This is a genomic window from Phocaeicola sartorii JCM 17136 = DSM 21941, assembly GCF_054653615.1.
In genome coordinates this window covers 2,298,609-2,318,700 of record NZ_BAAIFW010000005.1, presented here as the reverse complement: position 1 = coordinate 2,318,700, position 20,092 = coordinate 2,298,609, and the positions used below count along the sequence as shown (strand labels likewise).

At 44.3% G+C, this 20,092-nt stretch carries 17 protein-coding genes and 3 tRNA genes; 7 read left to right on the top strand and 13 right to left on the bottom strand.

Translation table 11 applies throughout. The annotated features are described in order from the left end of the window. Positions 1–43: 43 nt before the first annotated feature. The 3 genes from ACYQ0C_RS09750 (at position 44) to ACYQ0C_RS09740 (ending at position 312) form a co-directional block, all read left to right on the top strand. A tRNA-Lys gene (locus ACYQ0C_RS09750) sits at positions 44–116 on the top strand. 25 nt (positions 117–141) lie between these two features. Further along, positions 142–214: transfer RNA gene (locus tag ACYQ0C_RS09745), tRNA-Lys, on the top strand. 25 nt (positions 215–239) lie between these two features. Then, positions 240–312 (top strand) — tRNA-Lys (locus ACYQ0C_RS09740). Between the two features lie 131 nt (positions 313–443). On the opposite strand, the gene ACYQ0C_RS09735 is transcribed toward ACYQ0C_RS09740, so the two are convergent. From ACYQ0C_RS09735 to tamL, 4 genes are all read right to left on the bottom strand, one after another. Next, entirely contained in the window at positions 444–671 is a 228-nt protein-coding gene (locus tag ACYQ0C_RS09735; RefSeq protein ID WP_016276597.1) for a hypothetical protein, read from the bottom strand. Between the two features lie 463 nt (positions 672–1,134). After that, positions 1,135–1,719, bottom strand: coding sequence for a DUF6845 domain-containing protein (locus ACYQ0C_RS09730; RefSeq protein WP_016276596.1), 585 nt, complete (start codon positions 1,717–1,719; stop codon positions 1,135–1,137). Positions 1,720–1,771: 52 nt separating this feature from the next. Then, positions 1,772–2,020, bottom strand: a complete 249-nt coding sequence (locus ACYQ0C_RS09725) for a DUF6965 family protein (protein ID WP_016276595.1) — start codon at positions 2,018–2,020, stop codon at positions 1,772–1,774. Between the two features lie 16 nt (positions 2,021–2,036). Beyond that, a complete protein-coding gene (tamL, locus tag ACYQ0C_RS09720; protein ID WP_016276594.1) occupies positions 2,037–4,361 on the bottom strand; it encodes a translocation and assembly module lipoprotein TamL in 2,325 nt (774 codons plus the stop codon). 101 nt (positions 4,362–4,462) lie between these two features. On the opposite strand from tamL, the gene ACYQ0C_RS09715 reads away from it, so the two are divergent. Beyond that, entirely contained in the window at positions 4,463–5,218 is a 756-nt protein-coding gene (locus ACYQ0C_RS09715; RefSeq protein WP_016276593.1) for an RNA methyltransferase, read from the top strand. Positions 5,219–5,283: 65 nt separating this feature from the next. Here the strand turns inward: ACYQ0C_RS09715 and ACYQ0C_RS09710 are convergent, their stop codons facing one another. The 9 genes from ACYQ0C_RS09710 to ACYQ0C_RS09670 form a co-directional block, all read right to left on the bottom strand. Continuing rightward, complete coding sequence (locus tag ACYQ0C_RS09710; protein WP_016276592.1) at positions 5,284–5,607, bottom strand: hypothetical protein; 324 nt, start codon at positions 5,605–5,607, stop codon at positions 5,284–5,286. Positions 5,608–5,626: 19 nt separating this feature from the next. Further along, positions 5,627–6,601 carry a DUF4296 domain-containing protein gene (locus tag ACYQ0C_RS09705; protein WP_016276591.1) on the bottom strand — a complete coding sequence of 325 codons (975 nt, stop codon included), beginning with the start codon at positions 6,599–6,601 and terminating at the stop codon, positions 5,627–5,629. A gap of 3 nt (positions 6,602–6,604) precedes the next feature. Continuing rightward, complete coding sequence (locus tag ACYQ0C_RS09700; protein ID WP_016276590.1) at positions 6,605–7,243, bottom strand: lipoprotein signal peptidase; 639 nt, start codon at positions 7,241–7,243, stop codon at positions 6,605–6,607. A 117-nt stretch (positions 7,244–7,360) separates the two neighbouring features. Continuing rightward, positions 7,361–7,741 carry a TraR/DksA family transcriptional regulator gene (locus ACYQ0C_RS09695; protein WP_005846592.1) on the bottom strand — a complete coding sequence of 127 codons (381 nt, stop codon included), beginning with the start codon at positions 7,739–7,741 and terminating at the stop codon, positions 7,361–7,363. A gap of 25 nt (positions 7,742–7,766) precedes the next feature. Beyond that, the gene (gene ileS, locus ACYQ0C_RS09690; protein WP_016276589.1) at positions 7,767–11,255 is read right to left on the bottom strand and encodes an isoleucine--tRNA ligase; all 3,489 of its coding nucleotides are present in this window, start codon (positions 11,253–11,255) and stop codon (positions 7,767–7,769) included. Positions 11,256–11,464: 209 nt separating this feature from the next. After that, on the bottom strand, positions 11,465–12,298 hold the full coding sequence (locus ACYQ0C_RS09685; protein ID WP_016276588.1) for a helix-turn-helix domain-containing protein: 834 nt from the start codon (positions 12,296–12,298) through the stop codon (positions 11,465–11,467). Between the two features lie 498 nt (positions 12,299–12,796). Further along, positions 12,797–13,615 carry a M48 family metallopeptidase gene (locus ACYQ0C_RS09680; RefSeq protein WP_016276587.1) on the bottom strand — a complete coding sequence of 273 codons (819 nt, stop codon included), beginning with the start codon at positions 13,613–13,615 and terminating at the stop codon, positions 12,797–12,799. Between the two features lie 253 nt (positions 13,616–13,868). Beyond that, entirely contained in the window at positions 13,869–14,543 is a 675-nt protein-coding gene (locus tag ACYQ0C_RS09675; protein WP_016276586.1) for a bifunctional 4-hydroxy-2-oxoglutarate aldolase/2-dehydro-3-deoxy-phosphogluconate aldolase, read from the bottom strand. 107 nt (positions 14,544–14,650) lie between these two features. Then, positions 14,651–15,673 carry a sugar kinase gene (locus tag ACYQ0C_RS09670; protein WP_005846604.1) on the bottom strand — a complete coding sequence of 341 codons (1,023 nt, stop codon included), beginning with the start codon at positions 15,671–15,673 and terminating at the stop codon, positions 14,651–14,653. Positions 15,674–15,916: 243 nt separating this feature from the next. Here ACYQ0C_RS09670 and ACYQ0C_RS09665 point away from each other — a divergent pair, with 243 nt between their 5' ends. The 3 genes from ACYQ0C_RS09665 (at position 15,917) to ACYQ0C_RS09655 (ending at position 19,952) form a co-directional block, all read left to right on the top strand. Next, a complete protein-coding gene (locus tag ACYQ0C_RS09665) occupies positions 15,917–16,990 on the top strand; it encodes a LacI family DNA-binding transcriptional regulator (RefSeq protein ID WP_016276585.1) in 1,074 nt (357 codons plus the stop codon). Positions 16,991–17,011: 21 nt separating this feature from the next. Beyond that, positions 17,012–18,502: a UxaA family hydrolase gene (locus tag ACYQ0C_RS09660; protein ID WP_016276584.1), complete on the top strand. Its 1,491-nt coding sequence runs from the start codon at positions 17,012–17,014 to the stop codon at positions 18,500–18,502. 145 nt (positions 18,503–18,647) lie between these two features. Beyond that, positions 18,648–19,952: a Na+/H+ antiporter NhaC family protein gene (locus ACYQ0C_RS09655; RefSeq protein WP_016276583.1), complete on the top strand. Its 1,305-nt coding sequence runs from the start codon at positions 18,648–18,650 to the stop codon at positions 19,950–19,952. The last annotated feature ends 140 nt before the right edge of the window (positions 19,953–20,092 follow it).

The following is a 20,092-nucleotide window of genomic DNA, read 5'->3' as shown; positions in this document are numbered from 1 at the left end:
AAAAGAAAACACCTACCTTTGCAACCGCAAATCAGAAATGAATGCACTCTTAGCTCAGTTGGTAGAGCAACTGACTCTTAATCAGTGGGTCCAGGGTTCGAATCCCTGAGGGTGTACAAAAGATGAAATAGTTTGCAATTTGCACTCTTAGCTCAGCTGGTAGAGCAATTGACTCTTAATCAATGGGTCCAGGGTTCGAGTCCCTGAGGGTGTACGAAGAAGAAAATGGTTTGCAATTTGCACTCTTAGCTCAGTTGGTAGAGCAACTGACTCTTAATCAGTGGGTCCAGGGTTCGAATCCCTGAGGGTGTACAAAAGGAGTAACAAAAGTTACTCCTTTTTTTGTTACAGGGGCTTCGTCAACACAAAAGCGGCTACCCCTCCCGGGCCACCGCTTTAAAATACAAATGAGCGTACAGCCATCAATGGCTGCACAAGGAAAATCAGTTATCGTATATTTTTAATAATTCGCTAAGTCTGCTCAGAACCCCCATATCCAAGTCCTTTAATTCAATAACACTTAATGTGTCCGTAACATAAAGATCATTGCCTAGAAATAAATATTTTGCATGGAATATCCTATTATTATAAGAAAAATCCAGAGCTATCTCTCTGTCATTCTTTTTATTGCATAATTCTTTAATTCTGTTTATAACATACGATTTTTCCATCATAAATAATATTACAGCACTTTTTTACAATTAATTTGCTACAAAGATAAAAAACCCCTTATTAAACTTCACATTATTTATAGAAAAGTTATATGAAAGTTATTAACAATTTTATTACATTCATCCTATTAAGCGAGCAATTAAAACAATCTCAGTAATCCATCTGAGCTTTATTTATCTTATACACTTAAACCGTCAGGCTTTCCCATCACTATAACATAAACTTAAACAAAAAAAGCCCTACAAGCAAGCATCTCCTATTTGGATGTCAAGCTTCCACAGATGGGAAACATATAAAAGACCTATCCAAAAAAATTCCCAAACAGGCCCCCAATATTTAAAAGAAAAAATAAAGAAAACTGGAAATGGAACTACCTCTCCCCAAAACAAAGAAGAGAATGGCAAAGATTTACTATACATAATACGGTCCAAACTGGCAGCCTTTCAGCCACCAGTTATATTTCTATTTGCCTTTAACATTCCCCTCAATAGGGGTCAGAGCTGTTTTAGCCCCCTCAACCATCGGAGTCAATATGTCAAATATAACCTGTTTGTATTCGGACAAAGCGATACTCAATAAAAGCTCCTCTTTTCTTATTTTATCCGCCAAAGCATTATTATCCTTTTTGTATGATTGGTCCTGCATATACAGCCGGTAAGTCTTGTAGTTCTCATAAAATGCGGAAATGGAACGAAACAAGCGGCCATAGTTTTCCTTCAGATTCTGACGATCATTCTCGCTGAAGTAATTTCCCGGATTGGAAACAAACACTGTATCTTGAACCGGTACCACAGGCTGTGACATCACAGGCAAAGAATCCACCGATATCTTTTGGTCCAAATATCCCAGTACCGCTCTTATCTCATCCTCATCAACCAAGCCTTTCAGGACTTTCAATGAGGTTTCATAATACTTCATCACTTCATTCGCATTCTCCACACTCATACTACTGTTGTCCATAGCATGGCTACTCTTGGAACCACCGGAACAAGAGGACATGGAGAGGGCGCAAAGAAACACACCATACAATAATAAATTCTTCTTCATACTGTCAGTATTAAATTATAATACCTTAATAACAATATAAAGTGCTAATTGCTCACGCTCCTTCCCCGTTTTTTTCCAGATTGCTCTTAATTTTCTCTAACAAATAAAGACACCCCTGCATCTTGGGATTCCCGTAACATACATAAGCCTGCTCAAACAGCATATCTACCGTATCCTTCAAATTAGGGGTAAAAGCAGCCTTGTCTATCTGCATTGTTTGAGGAAGTGATTGAGCATCAAACCATTTTTTTAACTCATGAACCTCTTCCTCGGTATATGTTTTCTTTCCTTCTTTCATCATATTATATCTATTTTTTTTAAAACGGGTAACCTACTGCAAAGTGAAAAGCAAAATCACGGCTGAAGCGCGGCCGAATAACAGGATATCGCTTTTTGCCTGTTTCCACAGGATTTATGGCCTTCATACCACCATCAAAACGCAGAATCAAATAATCCAGATCAAAACGGATTCCCAAACCGTATGCTACAGCTATCTGTTTATAAAACTCGTTAAATTTGAACAAACCACCTTCCTGTCCGGAGTCATCACGAATAGTCCAGATATTACCGGCATCCACAAAAGCCGCTCCATTCAATTTCCAGAACAAATGAGTACGATATTCTATGTTCAAGTCCAATTTAATGTCACCGGCCTGATTGATAAAATCCATATTTCCATCCTCACTGCCTTTATAAACGCCAGGTCCCAACGAACGTACAGACCACCCGCGCACACTGTTCGCGCCACCGGAAAAATACCTCTTTTCAAAAGGAAGCATTTTGGAGTTGCCATACGGATAAGCAACCCCTGCTCCTATATGAAAGACAAATGAGTTACGCGGATCTATCATGAAATTCTTTGCAAAATCAAAATCCGCTTTTACATATTGAGCAAACGGAATATTCGCCAGCACATAATCTTCTCCATCTTTCGGATTAGGGTGAACCAATTTGGAAGCTGCATACAGTAAATTACCAGCCTCTTCAATATTGGCACGAATAGAATAGGAATTTTTAGTAGGTGTACGCATCACCACGTTTCCTGCACTGTTATAGGTAAAGCTGTACCCCGTACGCACCACAAGCTGATTTTCGTAACTGGCTTTCAGAAGAGAATTCTTCTGAGTCATATCATCTAAATACTCCTGAAAAGCCGATGACTTTCTAGGCATATATACATAATTGACATCTACCAAATCAAAACGGTGTTGCATACGTTTCCTGTCAGTCCATTTATAACTCCATGAAGCAGAAGCCAGTGTACGCGAGAACTCCGGACGAACTTGAGATGTGAATTTTAAGCCGACCTCTGAAGTCGCTCTAATTCTCTTTTTAAAATTCGATGAAAGAAAAGGGAACATGAACTGGGGGAAATTCAAGCTGCTTTCCACCCCATACTCCATGTAGTTATCGTTCACATAATCCTGTGAGGCCCCCCCCAGCCCTGTAATGGCCTCATAAGCACCACGCACTTTCATCATAAAGGTTTCGGAACCTTTGAACACATTGCGGTGCTGAAAAGAAACCGAAGCAGCCGCCCCCAAGTCACCAGCCGAATTGGTTCCTTCTACTTCAAACGCCATGGATTTATTTTTGTTCTTTGCCAAAAACACGTATGCATCCAGTTGCGTACTATCCTTTCCATTCACTTCATGAAAACGAATATTAGAGTATTTCAAGGCACGCAAACGACCCAAGTTGGAATAGGTGTTTTGCACATCCTGTTCACTATACAGTTCTCCCGGACGGATACGGTTAAAATCGACCAACACTTGCGGACGGAGAAAAGCCTTTCTTTTATAATACATATTATATTCCTTGTACCGCAAAGAGTCAAACTCCGCCAAAGTTTCTTCCTGCACCGACATTATTTCATCATCCGCCAGAAAATTCACCTCTCCCACCTTATATTGTCTATGCTTCTGCGGTAAATCTTCCTTTCTACGCTGATAAGGAAGCAATCTTAAAGTCAAATCCACCAGATAAGTATTTCTAGTCGTGTCTGCCTGATAGACCAAGAAATCCTTATTAAACTTATAATAGCCTTTATTTTGTAACAATTTAGTAATCCGCTGCCGCTCGGCATCCAATACATTCACATCAAACAGCATACCAGATGCCAGCAAGCTTTGGGCAGAATCCTGCCGCATATAGTCGCTGATAAGCAAATCATCTATATCATACGCCACATGACGTACAGTATAAGGATGTCCGGCATGAATATGGTAAGCCAATTTCAATTTGTCCTTCTTCGTTTTCTTGTCCAGGTGCACAGTAGCCCCCATATAACCCATATTGCGTACCGCTTTCTCGATCTCCTCCTGGGATTTCAAAGCAACAGATTCATCATAGATCACCGGAGCGTCGCCAATCTTCCTGAAAAAACGATTGATCCATTTGGTGGAGTCCACACCTGAAATGCAATAAGTCCGCATGGGTATCTTAACCAAATTGAACCATTTGGCATTAGGGTTCTGACGGATATATGAATTGAACTGTGACGGCTTCACTTCCTTCGTCTCGGATACAATCCTGACCTCATCCAATAAATATTTATTCTCAGGAATAAATTTACTGACCGAACACGAGGTGCATAGTGCTATCATAAGTGTGCATATATATGGGCGTGCGCTTTTCTTCATACAAATCCGTAACCTTCGCAAATTTATCTACAAAGATAGATATTAATTGAAAATATCTTCTTAGCTTTGCTCCAAATATTTGTTATTAAATAAAAATTATCATGCTGAGCAAAAACAAAATAAAATATATCCGCTCGTTGGAACTGAAAAAAAATCGTAAAGAAGAACAGGTTTTTGTAGCCGAAGGACATAAATTGGTCGGCGATTTATTAGGGTACTTCCCTTGCAAGTTATTGATTGCCACTTCCAATTGGCTGAAAGCAAACCACTCTGTCACGGCAAACGAAATAATTGAAGTAACACAGGAAGAGTTGTCACGCGCCAGTCTTCAAAAAACTCCCCAAGAGGTATTGGCTGTTTTTGTACAACCTTCTTATGATTTGAATCCGGAAGTTATTAAGAGTTCTCTATGTCTGGCATTGGACGACGTACAAGATCCTGGTAATCTAGGAACCATTATCCGCTTGGCAGACTGGTTTGGCATTGAGCATCTTTTCTGCTCAGTGGGGACAGCAGATGTGTATAATCCCAAAACCGTACAGGCAACCATGGGAGCATTGGCCAGAGTTAAAGTGCATTATTGTTCTTTGCCACAGCTTATTGGAGGGCTGACTGATACTCCCGTGTACGGCACTTTTTTAAATGGAAATATTATTTATGCAGAACCCCTATCGGCTCATGGACTGATTGTCATGGGAAATGAAGGAAAAGGAGTTAGTCCTGAAGTAGAGAGAATGATTAACAGAAAATTATATATCCCCAATTATCCTCAAGAACGGGAAACTTCCGAATCGTTGAATGTAGCAATTGCCACAGCTGTGGTTTGCTCGGAGTTCAGAAGACGTTTATTACCTTAAAATTCATCCAACATCTTTCTGTTCTGAATGAGAATGCCGCAAAGTGAAACGATGAAAAGCATCTATTATAAACGTACCAGTCTGCTTTCCATTGTAAACTCTTTTTTCTGCAAGTCAAAATCAGCTATATGCCATGCATATACAGGTGGTTCCGTTTCAGTTTCCTGCATGGCACGTTGCAGAAAATCAGCAAACTTTTCCCCGGAATAAATTTCCAGCTCATGCATAGGAGAAACAATAATCACTCCACCTATCCATTGTGTCGCACTAAGTTCCTCTTTCAAAGGGAAATATGCGCCCACTCTACCGTTGTCTTCCAACTCCACTACATATTTAGAATAACAGCCATCTGCCGAAACATAAAGATAATGACAAGCAAAACGTTTCATACCAAAAGAAAAAAAATATTTAATTTCTGCGCTTGATTCTCTGAGGACGATTTGATTGAGAATGATCTGTCGCGTTATTCTCCCTCATCTCACGCGGGTTCATACGCACAGGCACATCTTTCCTGATATCCACAGATTGAACCGAATCTGCTTTTTTCTCCATTGCCATAGAGTCTGTTCCAACACGCTGCTCCACAACCAAACTATCCTTTCCGGCAACTGTCATTGTATCTACCGGTTCATGATAACGGGTCAAAGTAATATCATTGATAATCAGTCCCGGCTTATTCGTTGACGAATCACGATCCATATAGTAAATAAATCCGTTCACACTCTTGATGGCAAAAGCAGAATCAGGCTTTATATACAAGGTCTGCACACCGGAACAAGTGATATCCTTCACACGTCCCACCACGGAATCATTGTCAAACAAGATATTGAATCCCATAGTGGCTCTCCGTTCCCCTTCCGAAAGGAATGTATAATCGGCCGACCACAGGAAAGCGTCCTTTGCTTTGAAATTACTATCAGCGGGAATCTCAAAAGTCACCTTATTTGCCAACGGAACATCTGTCAGCCAATAAAGTTTACGGTCATACCATACATTCACAGTATCTCCCGGCAGCGATACTGCCGGTTTGTTCTCACGCAATGCCAGCAACTCCTGCATGTGTTTTTTCTCGCCCCGGAAACGTTCCCCCACTTTTTTATACAAATTGGCAAGTTCCTCCGTGTGACGAGTGTACCACACCATGGACGAGTCGAATTCAGCCTCAGTAATATGATGCTTCTCGAAGACATAATTCTTATATGCCTCCTTTTGATAATTATCGGAATAACTCAGATTATTGCCTATGGAGATACTCAGATGATAATCATACAAGATATTCTCCATCCTGTCCGGCTGGATAATTTCTTCAGGCACCTGTTTGCCACACCCCACCATGAAAGCCGCACTAAGCAGCCATGTCCAAGTAATATTCCTGCGACGCATCATTTATTCTTTAAGTTCTTCTGCTGACGGGTGAACATTCTGGTTCAGATATTTACCGTAAAATAATAACAAAGCCACAATACCGCAACTGATGGCGGCATCAGCGAAATTAAATATCGGGCTGAAGAAAATGAAATGTTCCCCTCCTATTCCCGGTATCCATTCGGGCCAATTGGTTTCAATAATGGGAAAATAGAACATATCCACCACCTTACCATGCAGCCATTCCGAATATCCTTCACCTACCGGAACAAAAGAAGCGATGGTACTATGAGTACTTTCATTAAAAATAACGCCATAGAACACACTGTCTATAATATTGCCGATAGCCCCTGCCAGAATCAAGGAAATACAGACAATATAACCTGTCTTATAATTCTGTTTCACGATTTTTGCCAGATACCAGATAATCAATCCCACAGCTACAATACGAAAGGTAGTAAGGAACAGCTTTCCGAATATTTCCATTCCGAAAGCCATGCCGTTATTTTCTGTAAAATAGATATAGAACCAGTCCGTAATACGGATACTCTCGTGCCAATACATATTGGTTTTTACCAATATCTTTATTATCTGGTCAATAATCAGAACTCCAAAAACGATAAGAACAGAGAGCTGCCCCTTGGTGAGTAGTTTCTTCATTTATTTAATTAAAAATTAATTAGTGATTAGTGGTTAGTGATCAGTGATTAGCGGTTAACACTGTAACATGACAGTGAAACTCATCAATCGCTAATCATTAATCACTAACCACTAATCTTATTTCTTTCCTTCGTTCTTTGCCTCAATGCTCAGCGTCGCATGAGGAACCGCACGAAGTCTTTCCTTCGGGATCAACTTGCCGGTTTCACGGCAAATACCGTAAGTTTTGTTTTCTATACGTACCAGCGCAGCCTGCAATCCTTGGATAAACTTCAACTGACGTGCCGCCAAACGGGTTGTTTCTTCCTTTGAAAGCGTGTTTGCTCCTTCTTCCAATACTTTATAAGTAGGAGAAGTATCATCCGTATCATTTCCATCCTTGTTCATGATACTACTTTTCAAACGATCATAATCGCGTTGGGCCAATTCCAGTTTTTCCATGATTATGGCACGAAACTCTTCGAGTTCAGCATCCGAGTATCTTGTCTTTTCAGCCATATTACTTAGTTTTAAAAGGTTAATGTTATTCTTTCACAACATCTACAAATAATGAGAAGTCATCAAAGTTTAGTTCTGTACCGTTCTCGACTTCATCCACCAATTGGAGAGAGTTAGCAAGAACTTGGTTACAAATATAAGTATTATATTCATTTACCGCATCATCGGTTTGAGGATTTTTAGATAATGACACTTTTATTTTATCTGTTATTTCAAAACCACTACTCTTACGGATATTCTGTATACGGTTCACCAGTTCGCGGGCAACCCCTTCCCGGCGCAGCTCTTCGGTTACGGTAACTTCCAAGGCCACAGTCAGTTTGCCTTCATTGGCAACCAGCCATCCCGGAATATCCTCACTGAAGATCTCCACATCCGTTGTTTCGATGACCGCCTCCGCACCGTCAAGCACAAGGGTATATTTACCATTTTTTTCCAATTCGGCGATAGCTTCCTGCGACATTCCGGCTACGGCTGCGGCGACAGCTTTCATCTGTTTGCCAAATTTCGGACCGAGTTTTTTAAAGTCACATTTCACCTTTTTCACCAATACGCCAGCGGCTCCGTCAACAAACTTGATTTCTTTCACATTTACCTCATTCATGATCAAGTCTTTCACGGCTTCGATATGCATTTTCTGCTCTTCGTCCACTACCGGAACCATGATACACTGCAACGGCTGTCGTACTTTGATATTGACTTTGCGGCGCAATGCCAATACCATGGAAGTAACATCCTGAGCCATCTGCATACGCGCCTCCAGTTCTCCGTCTATCAATGCCTCATTGCATACCGGGAACTTGGCCAGGTGTACAGAAGCCACGGTGTCACGCTCTGTCACGGCAATCAAGTCCGTGTACAGACGGTCGGCATAGAACGGAGCGACAGGTGCCATCAGCTTGGCCACTGTTTCCAGGCAAGTGTACAATGTCTGATAAGCGGACAATTTATCCTGTGACATGGCATTGCCCCAGAAACGCTTACGGTTCAGGCGCACGTACCAGTTACTCAGATTGTCGTTTACAAAGTCTGTAATCAGACGTCCCGCCTTGGTCGGCTCGTAATCGTTGTAGCAAGCGTCCACGTTCTTCACCAACGAATTCAGAACAGACAGAATCCAACGGTCTATTTCCGGACGTTCATTTACCGGCACTTCCGCTTCCTGATAGGCGAAACCGTCCACATTGGCATAAAGTGCGAAGAACGAATACGTATTATATAAGGTACCGAAGAATTTACGACGAACCTCATCCACCCCGTCGGTATCAAATTTCAAGTTATCCCACGGAGAAGAGTTGGTAATCATGTACCAGCGCAAAGGATCGGAGCCATATTGTTCGATAGCACCGAACGGATCTACCGCATTGCCCAGACGTTTTGACATTTTGTTTCCGTTCTTGTCCAAAACCAAGCCGTTAGAGATCACGTTCTTGTAAGCCACACTGTCGAATACCATTGTAGCGATAGCATGTAACGTAAAGAACCAGCCACGGGTCTGGTCCACCCCTTCTGCAATGAAGTCCGCAGGATAATAAGTGCGGTTGTCCACAATTTCCTTATTTTCAAACGGATAGTGCAACTGTGCGTAAGGCATCGCACCGGAGTCGAACCACACATCAATCAAGTCCGCCTCACGTTTCATCGGTTTGCCGCTTTCAGACACCAAGATGATATCATCCACATACGGACGGTGAAGGTCTATCTTGTCATAGTTCTCCCCGTTATATTCGCCCGGAACAAACCCTTTTTCCTTATAAGGATTAACGGTCATAAATCCGGCAGCTATTGATTTTTCTATTTCATGATACAATTCCTCTACGGAACCGATACAAAGTTCCTCTCCTTCTTCACTGCGCCAGATAGGCAGCGGAGTCCCCCAATAACGGGAACGGCTCAAGTTCCAGTCATTCAAGTTTTCCAACCACTTGCCGAAACGGCCTGTTCCGGTAGATTCCGGCTTCCAGTTGATAGTCTTGTTCAGTTCCATCATGCGCTCTTTGACTGCGGTAGAACGGATGAACCAACTGTCCAGCGGATAGTAAAGCACCGGTTTGTCAGTACGCCAGCAGTGCGGATAATTGTGCACATGCTTTTCTATCTTGAACGCCTTGTTATCAGCTTTCATCTTCATACAGATATAGATATCAAGTGATTCGGCGGCAGCAGCAGCTTTTTCATCGTACTTGCCATCTACAGTAAACTGAGGATCATAGGCATTCTTCACCCACCGGCCCTGATATTCCTTATATTTCTCTACGTCCACGCATTCCTTTACAAACGTCTCGTCCAGTTCGTCCAACAGATAGAATTTACCAGTCAGGTCCACCATCGGACGGGTTTCACCCTTCTTGTTTATCATGAACAGAGAAGGAATGCCTGCCGCACGTGCCACGAAAGCATCGTCCGCACCGAATGTCGGAGCGATATGTACGATACCCGTACCGTCTTCGGTGGTTACATAGTCACCGGAGATAACGCGGAATGCCTGACCGGCCGCTTCCTGCCATTTTCCGTTTTCATCCACTGTCACCGGTTTCACCCAAGGAATAAGCTGTTCGTATTCCATGCCTACCAGATCCGGTCCTTTATATTCACCCACTACTTTGAACGGAATCAGTTTGTCGCCCGGTTTATAGTCTTCCAGGGCCAGTTCTTCCGCTTTCTTGTTAAAGTGAGTATAAAGCAAGGCTTTTGCCAATACTACGGTCATCTTTTCTCCGGTATATCCGTTATAAGTCTGCACGGCCACATAGTCTATTTTCGGCCCTACGCACAATGCCGTATTCGAAGGCAATGTCCACGGAGTAGTCGTCCACGCCAGGAAGTAGGGAGTTCCCCATTCCGCCATTTCGGGTTTCGGATTCTTCATCTTGAACTGTCCCACCACAGTGGTGTCTTTCACATCGCGATAACAGCCCGGCTGGTTCAGCTCGTGCGAGCTCAATCCTGTTCCGGCAGCCGGAGAGTAAGGCTGGATGGTGTAACCTTTATACAGCAGGCCTTTGTTATAAAGCTGCTTCAAAAGCCACCACAGCGTTTCAATATAGCGGTTATCATAAGTGATATAGGGATTCTCCAAGTCCACCCAGTACCCCATCTTATGAGTAAGGTCTGTCCACTCTTTGGTGAACTTCATCACGTCCTTACGGCAAGCAGCGTTATACTCGGCAACAGAGATGGTCTTTCCAATATCCTCCTTGGTGATATGCAGCGCCTTTTCCACACCCAGTTCCACAGGCAGTCCGTGAGTATCCCATCCGGCCTTGCGTTTTACCTGGAAACCCTTCATGGTTTTATAGCGGCAGAAAGTATCTTTAATGGTACGTGCCATCACGTGGTGAATACCCGGCATACCATTAGCCGAGGGAGGTCCTTCGTAAAACACGAAAGAAGGACATCCTTCACGTTCTGTCATACTCTTGGCGAAAACATCGTTTTCATCCCACTTTTTCAGCACATCCTTATTGACCTGTGATAGGTTGAGTTGCGAGTGTTCAGCAAATTTCTTACTCATAATTTTATATCGTTTTCTTGTATTCTCTAACTAAAAGGCAATACCTTCCAAAAATTAAGGTGCAAATTTACAAGAAAATTAGATAGATAGAAAGTTTTGATGCTTGTTTTTTTAATCAGATAACGGATCCTGTTTCAGAATAACTGCATAAGGCATGAAAAATGCCCCTGTTTTTATCAAAATCAATAGAAACAGGAACTCATTCTTATTTATTGTAATCTTTTCCGGTATGCCGAGGTATTCTCCCCCGTCATATTCTTAAAGAAGCGGCTGAAAGTGCCCACACTCTCAAAGCCCAGGATCACCGATATTTCCTTGATGCTGTGCGAAGTATGCAGCAGCAACCGTTTCGCCTCGGTCACCACCCGTTCTTGTATAATCTTCAACGGAGAAGGCATGCCGTATGCGGCAAATAAATTGGAGAGTGTCTTGGGAGAACGATGCAGCAAAGCCGCATACGCCTGCACCTGTTTTTTCTCCTTGAAATGATTGTCCACCAACACATAATAACGCTGGATGATATCAAAACCTTTTTCATTGACCGGAAAGCCGGACAACTGCTTACGGGCCAGCCGGGTACACAGAATGATGAAACGTTTCAGCAGCAGGCGGAGCATTTCTCCTTGCAGGCTGTCCCGCAGGATATACTCGGTAACCATCCGGTCCACTACCTCACGCAACAATTCGGAATCGGCTATCGGAAGCCGCAGATGCACTATACCGGAAGTTCCGCTGAACAGCACTCCGCTGCACGAAACCTCTTTCTCGTGCTTGTAAATACCATAAAAATTCTCGTTGAACAGAAGGGCAAGATACCTGCCGGATACATTCTTGAACTCCGTGCGGTGAAGATTGCTCACTGAGATGATTTCATCCTCCTCCATCTCTATTTCCACGTGATCTACTATCAATGTCAGTTTGCCTTCCTGGACCCATATAAACTTATACAGACTACCATTGTCATAGATGGCCCGGTCTGTGTGAAACGCTTCAGTCAGTATCATCGTTTCCTGCAAAGATGTATCGTATGCGTAATTCATCATGGCTAAACTGTTTTGTGCATTTCTTTCTGTTGGTTTATACAAAGATAGTGATTTTCACTCATATTAAACCACCCTATTTTTGTGTACTATAGAAACCACATATATATTTAACCAATTGATTTACAATATATAATAGATGTTACAATGTAGAGAGAGAGCAAAGTACCGGAAAGAAAAAAGGAATTTTTGCCATCATTTTAGGAAATCTAGCTATGATATAACCCTGCAGGGAGTTCGGCAACTATTAAAATAAGCGTATCTTTGTACTAAGAGATTTCCTTCTATAATCTAGACGAAAAGAACACTTGTTTCTTTTAACCTGAACTTTGGACTTTAATTTTCTCCCAATAAGGATTTCTCTCATAACAATGAATTCAGATTTTATCCCGCCGGGAGGCAAGATAAGATCATACAAAAAAATCTCCCAACAAAGAAGAGGGTGTCCGCCATCAGAGCGGGCACCCTCGATTATGTATAACCTACATTTCCGGGAAATGTTTATTTCGCTGTTCCCTCCATCGTGTTTGCAGGTTTCTCGATACCTTCACTGGTAGCACGTTCCTCCATACGCCGGATGCGTGTGTCAAGATCGGGGTGAGTAGAGAACAACTGATTCAGCTTGCTGCTTTTCTGTGCGCCTGCCTCCTCTTGCATTTTTTTCAATTTCTGGAACGACAACGCCATAGCCCAAGGATTCTTACCTGCTTTTTTCAGAAATTCATAACCGTAATCATCAGCGGCACGTTCTTGCTTTTGTGAATAGTTTGCATTGACCAGAGCCTCCCCCAGATCACCCAACTGAGATTCTGTCAGAGCAGCCGCTTTTCCGCCTTGCGATGAAATACCGTCTTTCAACGCCGATGTCAGCAATGCGGTACGGAAACCGTTCTTTGAGTCCTTGTGCGCCACGTGGCCCACCTCATGGCCTATCACTCCCAGCAACTCTTCATCGGTCATGATATCCATCAGTGAAGAGAACACACGCACACTGCCGTCGGCACAGGCAAATGCGTTCACATCAATCACATAATATACTTTGAAATTCAGCGGCATCCCTTCCACTTCGGTCAAGCCCTCTGTCAGTTTTTTCAAACGGATGGTATAAGGATCATCATCCGCACAAACCTGATTATGCTTATCCATCCAGTCAATGTACTCTTTTACATACTCTGTCATCTGCTCATCGGTCAAAGTCACCGCTTTTGCAGCCTTTACGGCTCCCCCAAGTGCCTTCTTCAAATTAAACTGGGCCATTGCAGGAGTCACCCCCGCCAAGCACAACAGCATGACGGCCACCTTCAATAATGTTCTTTTCATTTGTGTGTGTTTTAAATTAAACGCTTCATTTTATTTTTATAAAAACGGTGCAAAAGAACAAATTTTTATTCTATCTGCCAATCTTTACAAGAATATTTTTACGCCACCCGCTTCAAGCCCCTGCCGGAAAGTGAAAAGCCACCGCGAATTCCCTTCGCGATGGCCCTTACCCATTTTATATACACCTTTAAACAAAATGATACTCACGCCCTAATTCACTAACCCCTTGCGGGCATGAGCTGATCTTTCTTCCTTATTTATTTGCGCGGGCTTCTGCAATGTAAGCCAATGCTTCTTTACATTTTGCGGTTACATACGCCCAGTCTTCTGCGGCCACCTTGTCGCCTGGGAACAATTTAGAACCCATACCCACACAGAACACACCTGCCTTGATCCAAGAAGTCAGATTTTCCTGAGTCGGTTCCACACCACCGGTCACCATCAGTTTAGACCAAGGCATCGGAGCCAGCAAACCTTTAACCAATTTTGCTCCCAATACATCACCCGGGAATATTTTGCAAAGATCGCAACCTACTTCCTGAGCGAAACCTACCTCGGACACACTTCCGCATCCCGGTGTATAAGCCACCAAACGGCGGTTGCACACTTTAGCGATTTCAGGATTAAACAACGGGCCTACCACAAAGCAAGCACCCAATTGCAAGTAAAGAGCAGCAGTAGCAGGATCAACGATAGAACCTACTCCCATAGCCATTTCAGGACATTCCTTTGCCGCGTATTTCACTACTTCCGCAAACACCTCATGAGCAAAGTCACCACGGTTTGTAAATTCGAAAGCACGAACTCCGCCGTCATAACAAGCTTTCACTACTTTCTTTGCCACTTCTGCATCTTTATGGTAGAATACAGGAACCATGCCGGTTGAACCAATCTTGTTCAACACTGCTATTTTATCAAAACGAGCCATAATTTTATATTTTAGTTTAAATGAAAGACTGGAACGCGAATGACGCAAATGATACCTATCAAAACGTGTCAAAGATCTGCGTTATTCGCATTCCTCCAAAAACAATTTTAGCGTTGTACACGTCCGCTGGCATCGCCACCGGCCAATGCTTCCACTTCGTCTACAGATACCAAGTTGAAGTCACCGTTGATAGTATGCTTCAAAGCAGAAGCGGCAACAGCAAATTCAAGGGCGGCACCCTGATTCGGTTTGGTCAGCAGACCGTGAATAATACCTCCGGAGAATGAGTCGCCACCACCTACACGGTCAATAATCGGGTTGATGTCATAGCGTTTTGATTCATAAAATTCTTCTCCGTTGTAAATCATAGCCTTCCAGCCGTTGTGAGTAGCCGAGAATGATTCACGCAAGGTAGAAACCACATATTTAAAGCCGAATTCTTTTGCCATAGCCTTAAAGATTCCTTTGTAGCCTTCCGCATTGGTTTCACCGGCTTCCACATTCGCTTCCGGTTTGAAGCCCAGACAAAGTTCGGCATCTTCTTCGTTACCTATACATACATCTACATACTGCATCAACGGTTTCATGATAGACTGTGCTTTTTCTTTAGTCCACAATTTCTTGCGGAAGTTCAAGTCTACAGACACTGTAACACCATGACGCTTTGCAGCCTCACAAGCCAATTTGGTCAATTCGGCAGCCTTGTCAGAAATAGCCGGAGTGATACCCGACCAGTGGAACCAGTCAGCACCTTCCATGATAGCATCAAAGTCGAAATCGCAAGGATCGGCTTCAGCGATAGCTGAGTGGGCACGGTCATAAATTACTTTGCTAGGACGCATGGAAGCTCCTGTTTCCAGATAATAGATACCTACGCGGTCGCCACCACGACAGATGAAATCGGTCTTCACACCATATTTACGCAATGCATTCACAGCAGACTGTCCAATTTCGTGTTTCGGCAATTTAGTTACGAAATAAGCTTCGTGACCGTAGTTCGCGCAGCTCACCGCTACATTCGCTTCACCACCGCCATAAACAACATCAAATGAATCCGACTGTACAAAACGTGTGTTTCCCGGAGTTGACAATCTCAACATAATTTCACCTAAGGTTACTACTTTTCCCATAATTTCGTGATTTTAAATTGTTATATATTTATTCGTTTAACTTCCAATCCTATTAAAATACTGGTTTACACATCCATAGACGGATCACATCGCAACCTTGTACTCAACAGGGCACTCAAATAATTCATCCGTGTGCGTGCACAAAGGTACTATTTATTTTTTTAAAACCAAAAATTGTTATATATTTGTGTCGAAAAAAAATAAATTATCAGTGTGCACGAGCACAATATATATAATTAAGGTATGAATAAACTGCCCGAAAGAATCAGAATCAAGGATATCGCCCGCCTGGCAGACGTATCAGTCGGCACAGTGGACCGTGTATTGCATGGCCGCACAGGAGTATCCGAAGCCAGCCGGAAACGGGTGGAAGAAATATTGAAGCAACTGGATTACCAGCCCAATATGTATGCCAGCGCTTTGGCATCCAACAAAAAGTACCTGTTTGTCTGCCTGCTGCCACAGCACAAGGAAGGCGATTACTGGACCGATGTGGAACTGGGGATGAAAAGAGCCGTAGAGACCTTTTCGGATTTCCACATCACCCTGTCCGTGATGTACTATGACCAATATGAATATTCCTCCTTCATCAACGCCGGCGAGGAAATACTGAAGCAAGAGCCGGATGGCGTATTGCTCGCCCCCACTATTCCTGAGATGACGGCCAGATTCACCGACAAGTTACAAGAACGGGAAATACCTTATATATTTATAGACTCCAATGTGTCCAGTCTGAACCCGCTGGCATTCTTCGGGCAGAAATCCGATCAAAGCGGATACTTTGCCGCCCGCATGGCCATGATGCTGGGAGAATGTCCCAAAGAAATCGTTATCTTCAGACAAATCAACGAAGGGCGTCTGGGATCAAACCAGCAGGAAAACCGTGAAAAAGGATTCAGAAAATATATGCAGGAGCATTTTCCCGACTGCAAGATCGTGGAACTGAATCTCTATGCCAAACGTCCGGACGAGGACGAGGCGCTGATGAACCGCTTTTTCCAAGAGAACCCACAGATTACGTGCGGCATCACTTTCAACTCGAAAGTGTACATCATAGGCGAATATCTCATCGGGCACAACCTAAAAAATTTCAAACTGATTGGGTACGATTTATTACGTCGGAACGTCTCTTGTCTGAAAGAGGGCGCAGTGGATTTCCTGATCGCGCAGCAACCTACCGCACAAGGATACAGCGGCGTAGAGAGCCTGTGCAACCACCTGATTTTCAAGAAAGAGGTGAAGCAATGCAATTACATGCCCATCACCCTGCTTGCGGTGGAGAACGTGGATTTCTATCTGGACGCACATAAAAAATAAATCTGATAACTAAAAATAGAAATGGAAACAAAGTATTTGAAAATCAATCCGGCTGATAACGTAGTGGTGGCTATCTCGGATTTAAAAGCAGGCGAGACCATCACGGTAGACGGTCATGTCATCACGTTGAAAGAAGACGTGCCCGCCGGCCATAAGGTGACACTGAAAGATTTCGCCCAAGGCGAGAATATCATCAAATATGGTTACCCCATCGGCCATGCCGTGACTGCCGTGGAGCAAGGACGCTGGATCAATGAAACCCAGATAAAGACAAACCTTGCCGGACTGTTGGATTACACCTACAATCCGGTCAGCGTAGACCTCAATATCCCGAAGAAAGACCTGACGTTCAAAGGATACCGCCGCAAGAACGGTGATGTAGGTATCCGTAACGAGGTATGGATTATTCCCACCGTGGGTTGTGTAAACGGTATCATCGGACAACTGGCCGAAGCGTTACGCCGCGAAACCAACTGCGAAGGTGTGGACGCTATCGTGGCATTCCCTCACAACTATGGCTGTTCACAGCTGGGCGATGACCACGAGAATACCAAGAAAATTCTCCGCGACATGATTCTGCATCCTAATGCAGGAGCCGTACTGATTGTCAGCCTGGGTTGCGAGAACAACCAGCCGGATGTTTTCCGCGAATTTCTGGGCGATTATGACACAGACCGCGTAAAGTTCATGGTAACTCAGAAAGTGGGGGATGAATTTGAAGAAGGTATGAAGATTCTGCGTGAACTGTACGCCAAAGCCAAGACCGATGTGCGCGAGGATGTTCCTTTGTCCGAACTGCGTGTAGGCTTGAAATGCGGCGGTTCGGATGGTTTCTCAGGTATCACCGCCAATCCGTTGCTGGGTATGTTCTCCGACTTCCTGATTGCACAGGGCGGTACTTCCGTACTGACGGAGGTTCCCGAAATGTTCGGTGCGGAAACTATCCTGATGAACCGTTGCCGCACCCAGGAACTGTTCGAGCAGACCGTACACCTGATTAATGACTTTAAGGAATACTTCCTGTCACACGGCGAGCCAGTGGGCGAAAATCCGTCACCGGGCAACAAGGCAGGTGGTATCTCCACTCTGGAAGACAAAGCGTTGGGATGTACCCAAAAATGCGGCAAAGCATACGTTGACGGAGTGATGGGCTATGGCGACCGTCTGAAAGTGAAAGGTTTGAACTTGCTTTCCGCACCGGGCAACGATTTGGTAGCTGCCACCGCCCTCGCCTCCTGCGGCTGTCACATGGTGCTCTTCACTACCGGCCGCGGTACTCCGTTCGGTACGTTTGTTCCTACCATGAAGATTTCCACCAACTCCACTCTGGCTAAAAACAAACCGGGATGGATTGACTTCAATGCCGGAGTCATCGTAGAAAACGAACCGATGGAAAAGACCTGCGAACGCTTTATAGACTATATCATCCGTGTTGCCAGCGGAGAACCGGTAAACAATGAAAAGAAGAATTATCGTGAAATCGCCATCTTCAAGACAGGCGTGACACTGTAATCCCATCTTATACCCCACTTTCCCAATACCCTTACAGCCCTGCCTTCCCTGTTACGAAGGTGGGGCTGTGACCTTTTTCTCCCATATATTGTTATAAAACAAGTCTTTTTGTAACTTTGCACCTCATTTTATAAAATACAAATTCATGAACGGTGAAAAATTAACTCCAATAACCAATAAACCCAGCCTGTGGGCACTCAGTCCACTACTGGTATTTCTATGCCTGTACCTGGTGACCTCTATCATTGTAAACGACTTCTACAAAGTCCCCATCACGGTTGCTTTCATGGCCTCCTCGGTCTATGCGGTATGCATCACCAAAGGCCTGAGCTTGAACGAGCGCATGCTACAATATTCCATCGGCGCTGCCAACAAGAACATCATGCTGATGATCTGGATTTTCATCCTGGCAGGCGCATTCGCCCAAAGTGCCAAAGATATCGGGGCCATTGACGCGACCGTCAATCTTACGCTTCTCCTGCTGCCGGACAATCTGCTGCTGGCAGGCATCTTCCTGGCCGCCTGTTTCATCTCGCTCTCCATCGGAACCTCGGTGGGAACCATCGTGGCACTAGCCCCCGTGGTAGCAGGTATCGCAGAGAAAACCGACATGAACCTGGCCTTCATGACAGCTATTGTGGTGGGAGGCGCCTTTTTCGGCGACAACCTTTCCTTCATCTCGGACACCACCATCGCCGCCACCCGTACCCAAGGATGCGCCATGCGTGACAAGTTCCGGGTAAACTTCATGATAGCCCTTCCGGCCGCCCTGGTGGTTTTCGGCTACTATATTTTCAGAGGGATGGACGTGATGACCACCCACGATATCCAGTCGGTGGAATGGGTCAAAGTCCTCCCCTATCTGGTTGTACTGGGAACCGCCATAGCAGGTATGAATGTAGCACTCGTACTGATACTGGGCATCGCCGCCACAGGAATGATCGGCCTGCTCACAGGGAGCATCAGCCTGTTCGACTGGCTCGGCTCCATGGGCACAGGAATCACCGGGATGGGCGAACTCATCATCATCACCCTGATGGCAGGCGGCATGCTGGAACTGATCCGCTTTAACGGCGGAGTGGACTATATCATCCTAAAACTGACCAAACACATCAGCAGCAAACGCGGAGCCGAGCTTTGCATCGCAGCTTTGGTGAGTATCGCCAATTTCTGTACAGCCAACAATACGATAGCCATCATCACAGTGGGACCGCTTGCCAACGATATTGCTACCCGCTACAAAGTGGACAAACGCAAGAGCGCCAGCATTCTGGATACGTTCTCGTGTGTCATCCAGGGAATTATCCCTTACGGAGCACAAATGCTGATTGCTGCCAAACTGGCCTCCCTGTCTCCTTTGAGCATCATCGAATACTTGTACTATCCGGCCGCCATCGGGGTGTTTGCCCTGCTGAGTATTCTCTTGAGATACCCCAGACGGTACTCGTGAAAACAAGCGGCAGACGGTTATACCCCACCACGCACAGACCGGCTGAATTCCTTTGCAATGTCCAGACGATGAAGGTGAAAGATTTATAATCTTACAGCTGTAAGATATAGCATCTTACACGTGAAAGATCCCTTTCTTCC

Bases quoted from the DNA above. Each gene is read 5' to 3' on its own strand.
- ACYQ0C_RS09735 (WP_016276597.1), bottom strand. From the start codon at position 671: ATGGAAAAATCGTATGTTATAAACAGAATTAAAGAATTATGCAATAAA.
- ACYQ0C_RS09730 (WP_016276596.1), bottom strand. From the start codon at position 1,719: ATGAAGAAGAATTTATTATTGTATGGTGTGTTTCTTTGCGCCCTCTCC.
- ACYQ0C_RS09725 (WP_016276595.1), bottom strand. From the start codon at position 2,020: ATGATGAAAGAAGGAAAGAAAACATATACCGAGGAAGAGGTTCATGAG.
- tamL (WP_016276594.1), bottom strand. From the start codon at position 4,361: ATGAAGAAAAGCGCACGCCCATATATATGCACACTTATGATAGCACTA.
- ACYQ0C_RS09715 (WP_016276593.1), top strand. From the start codon at position 4,463: ATGCTGAGCAAAAACAAAATAAAATATATCCGCTCGTTGGAACTGAAA.
- ACYQ0C_RS09710 (WP_016276592.1), bottom strand. From the start codon at position 5,607: ATGAAACGTTTTGCTTGTCATTATCTTTATGTTTCGGCAGATGGCTGT.
- ACYQ0C_RS09705 (WP_016276591.1), bottom strand. From the start codon at position 6,601: ATGCGTCGCAGGAATATTACTTGGACATGGCTGCTTAGTGCGGCTTTC.
- ACYQ0C_RS09700 (WP_016276590.1), bottom strand. From the start codon at position 7,243: ATGAAGAAACTACTCACCAAGGGGCAGCTCTCTGTTCTTATCGTTTTT.
- ACYQ0C_RS09695 (WP_005846592.1), bottom strand. From the start codon at position 7,741: ATGGCTGAAAAGACAAGATACTCGGATGCTGAACTCGAAGAGTTTCGT.
- ileS (WP_016276589.1), bottom strand. From the start codon at position 11,255: ATGAGTAAGAAATTTGCTGAACACTCGCAACTCAACCTATCACAGGTC.
- ACYQ0C_RS09685 (WP_016276588.1), bottom strand. From the start codon at position 12,298: ATGATGAATTACGCATACGATACATCTTTGCAGGAAACGATGATACTG.
- ACYQ0C_RS09680 (WP_016276587.1), bottom strand. From the start codon at position 13,615: ATGAAAAGAACATTATTGAAGGTGGCCGTCATGCTGTTGTGCTTGGCG.
- ACYQ0C_RS09675 (WP_016276586.1), bottom strand. From the start codon at position 14,543: ATGGCTCGTTTTGATAAAATAGCAGTGTTGAACAAGATTGGTTCAACC.
- ACYQ0C_RS09670 (WP_005846604.1), bottom strand. From the start codon at position 15,673: ATGGGAAAAGTAGTAACCTTAGGTGAAATTATGTTGAGATTGTCAACT.
- ACYQ0C_RS09665 (WP_016276585.1), top strand. From the start codon at position 15,917: ATGAATAAACTGCCCGAAAGAATCAGAATCAAGGATATCGCCCGCCTG.
- ACYQ0C_RS09660 (WP_016276584.1), top strand. From the start codon at position 17,012: ATGGAAACAAAGTATTTGAAAATCAATCCGGCTGATAACGTAGTGGTG.
- ACYQ0C_RS09655 (WP_016276583.1), top strand. From the start codon at position 18,648: ATGAACGGTGAAAAATTAACTCCAATAACCAATAAACCCAGCCTGTGG.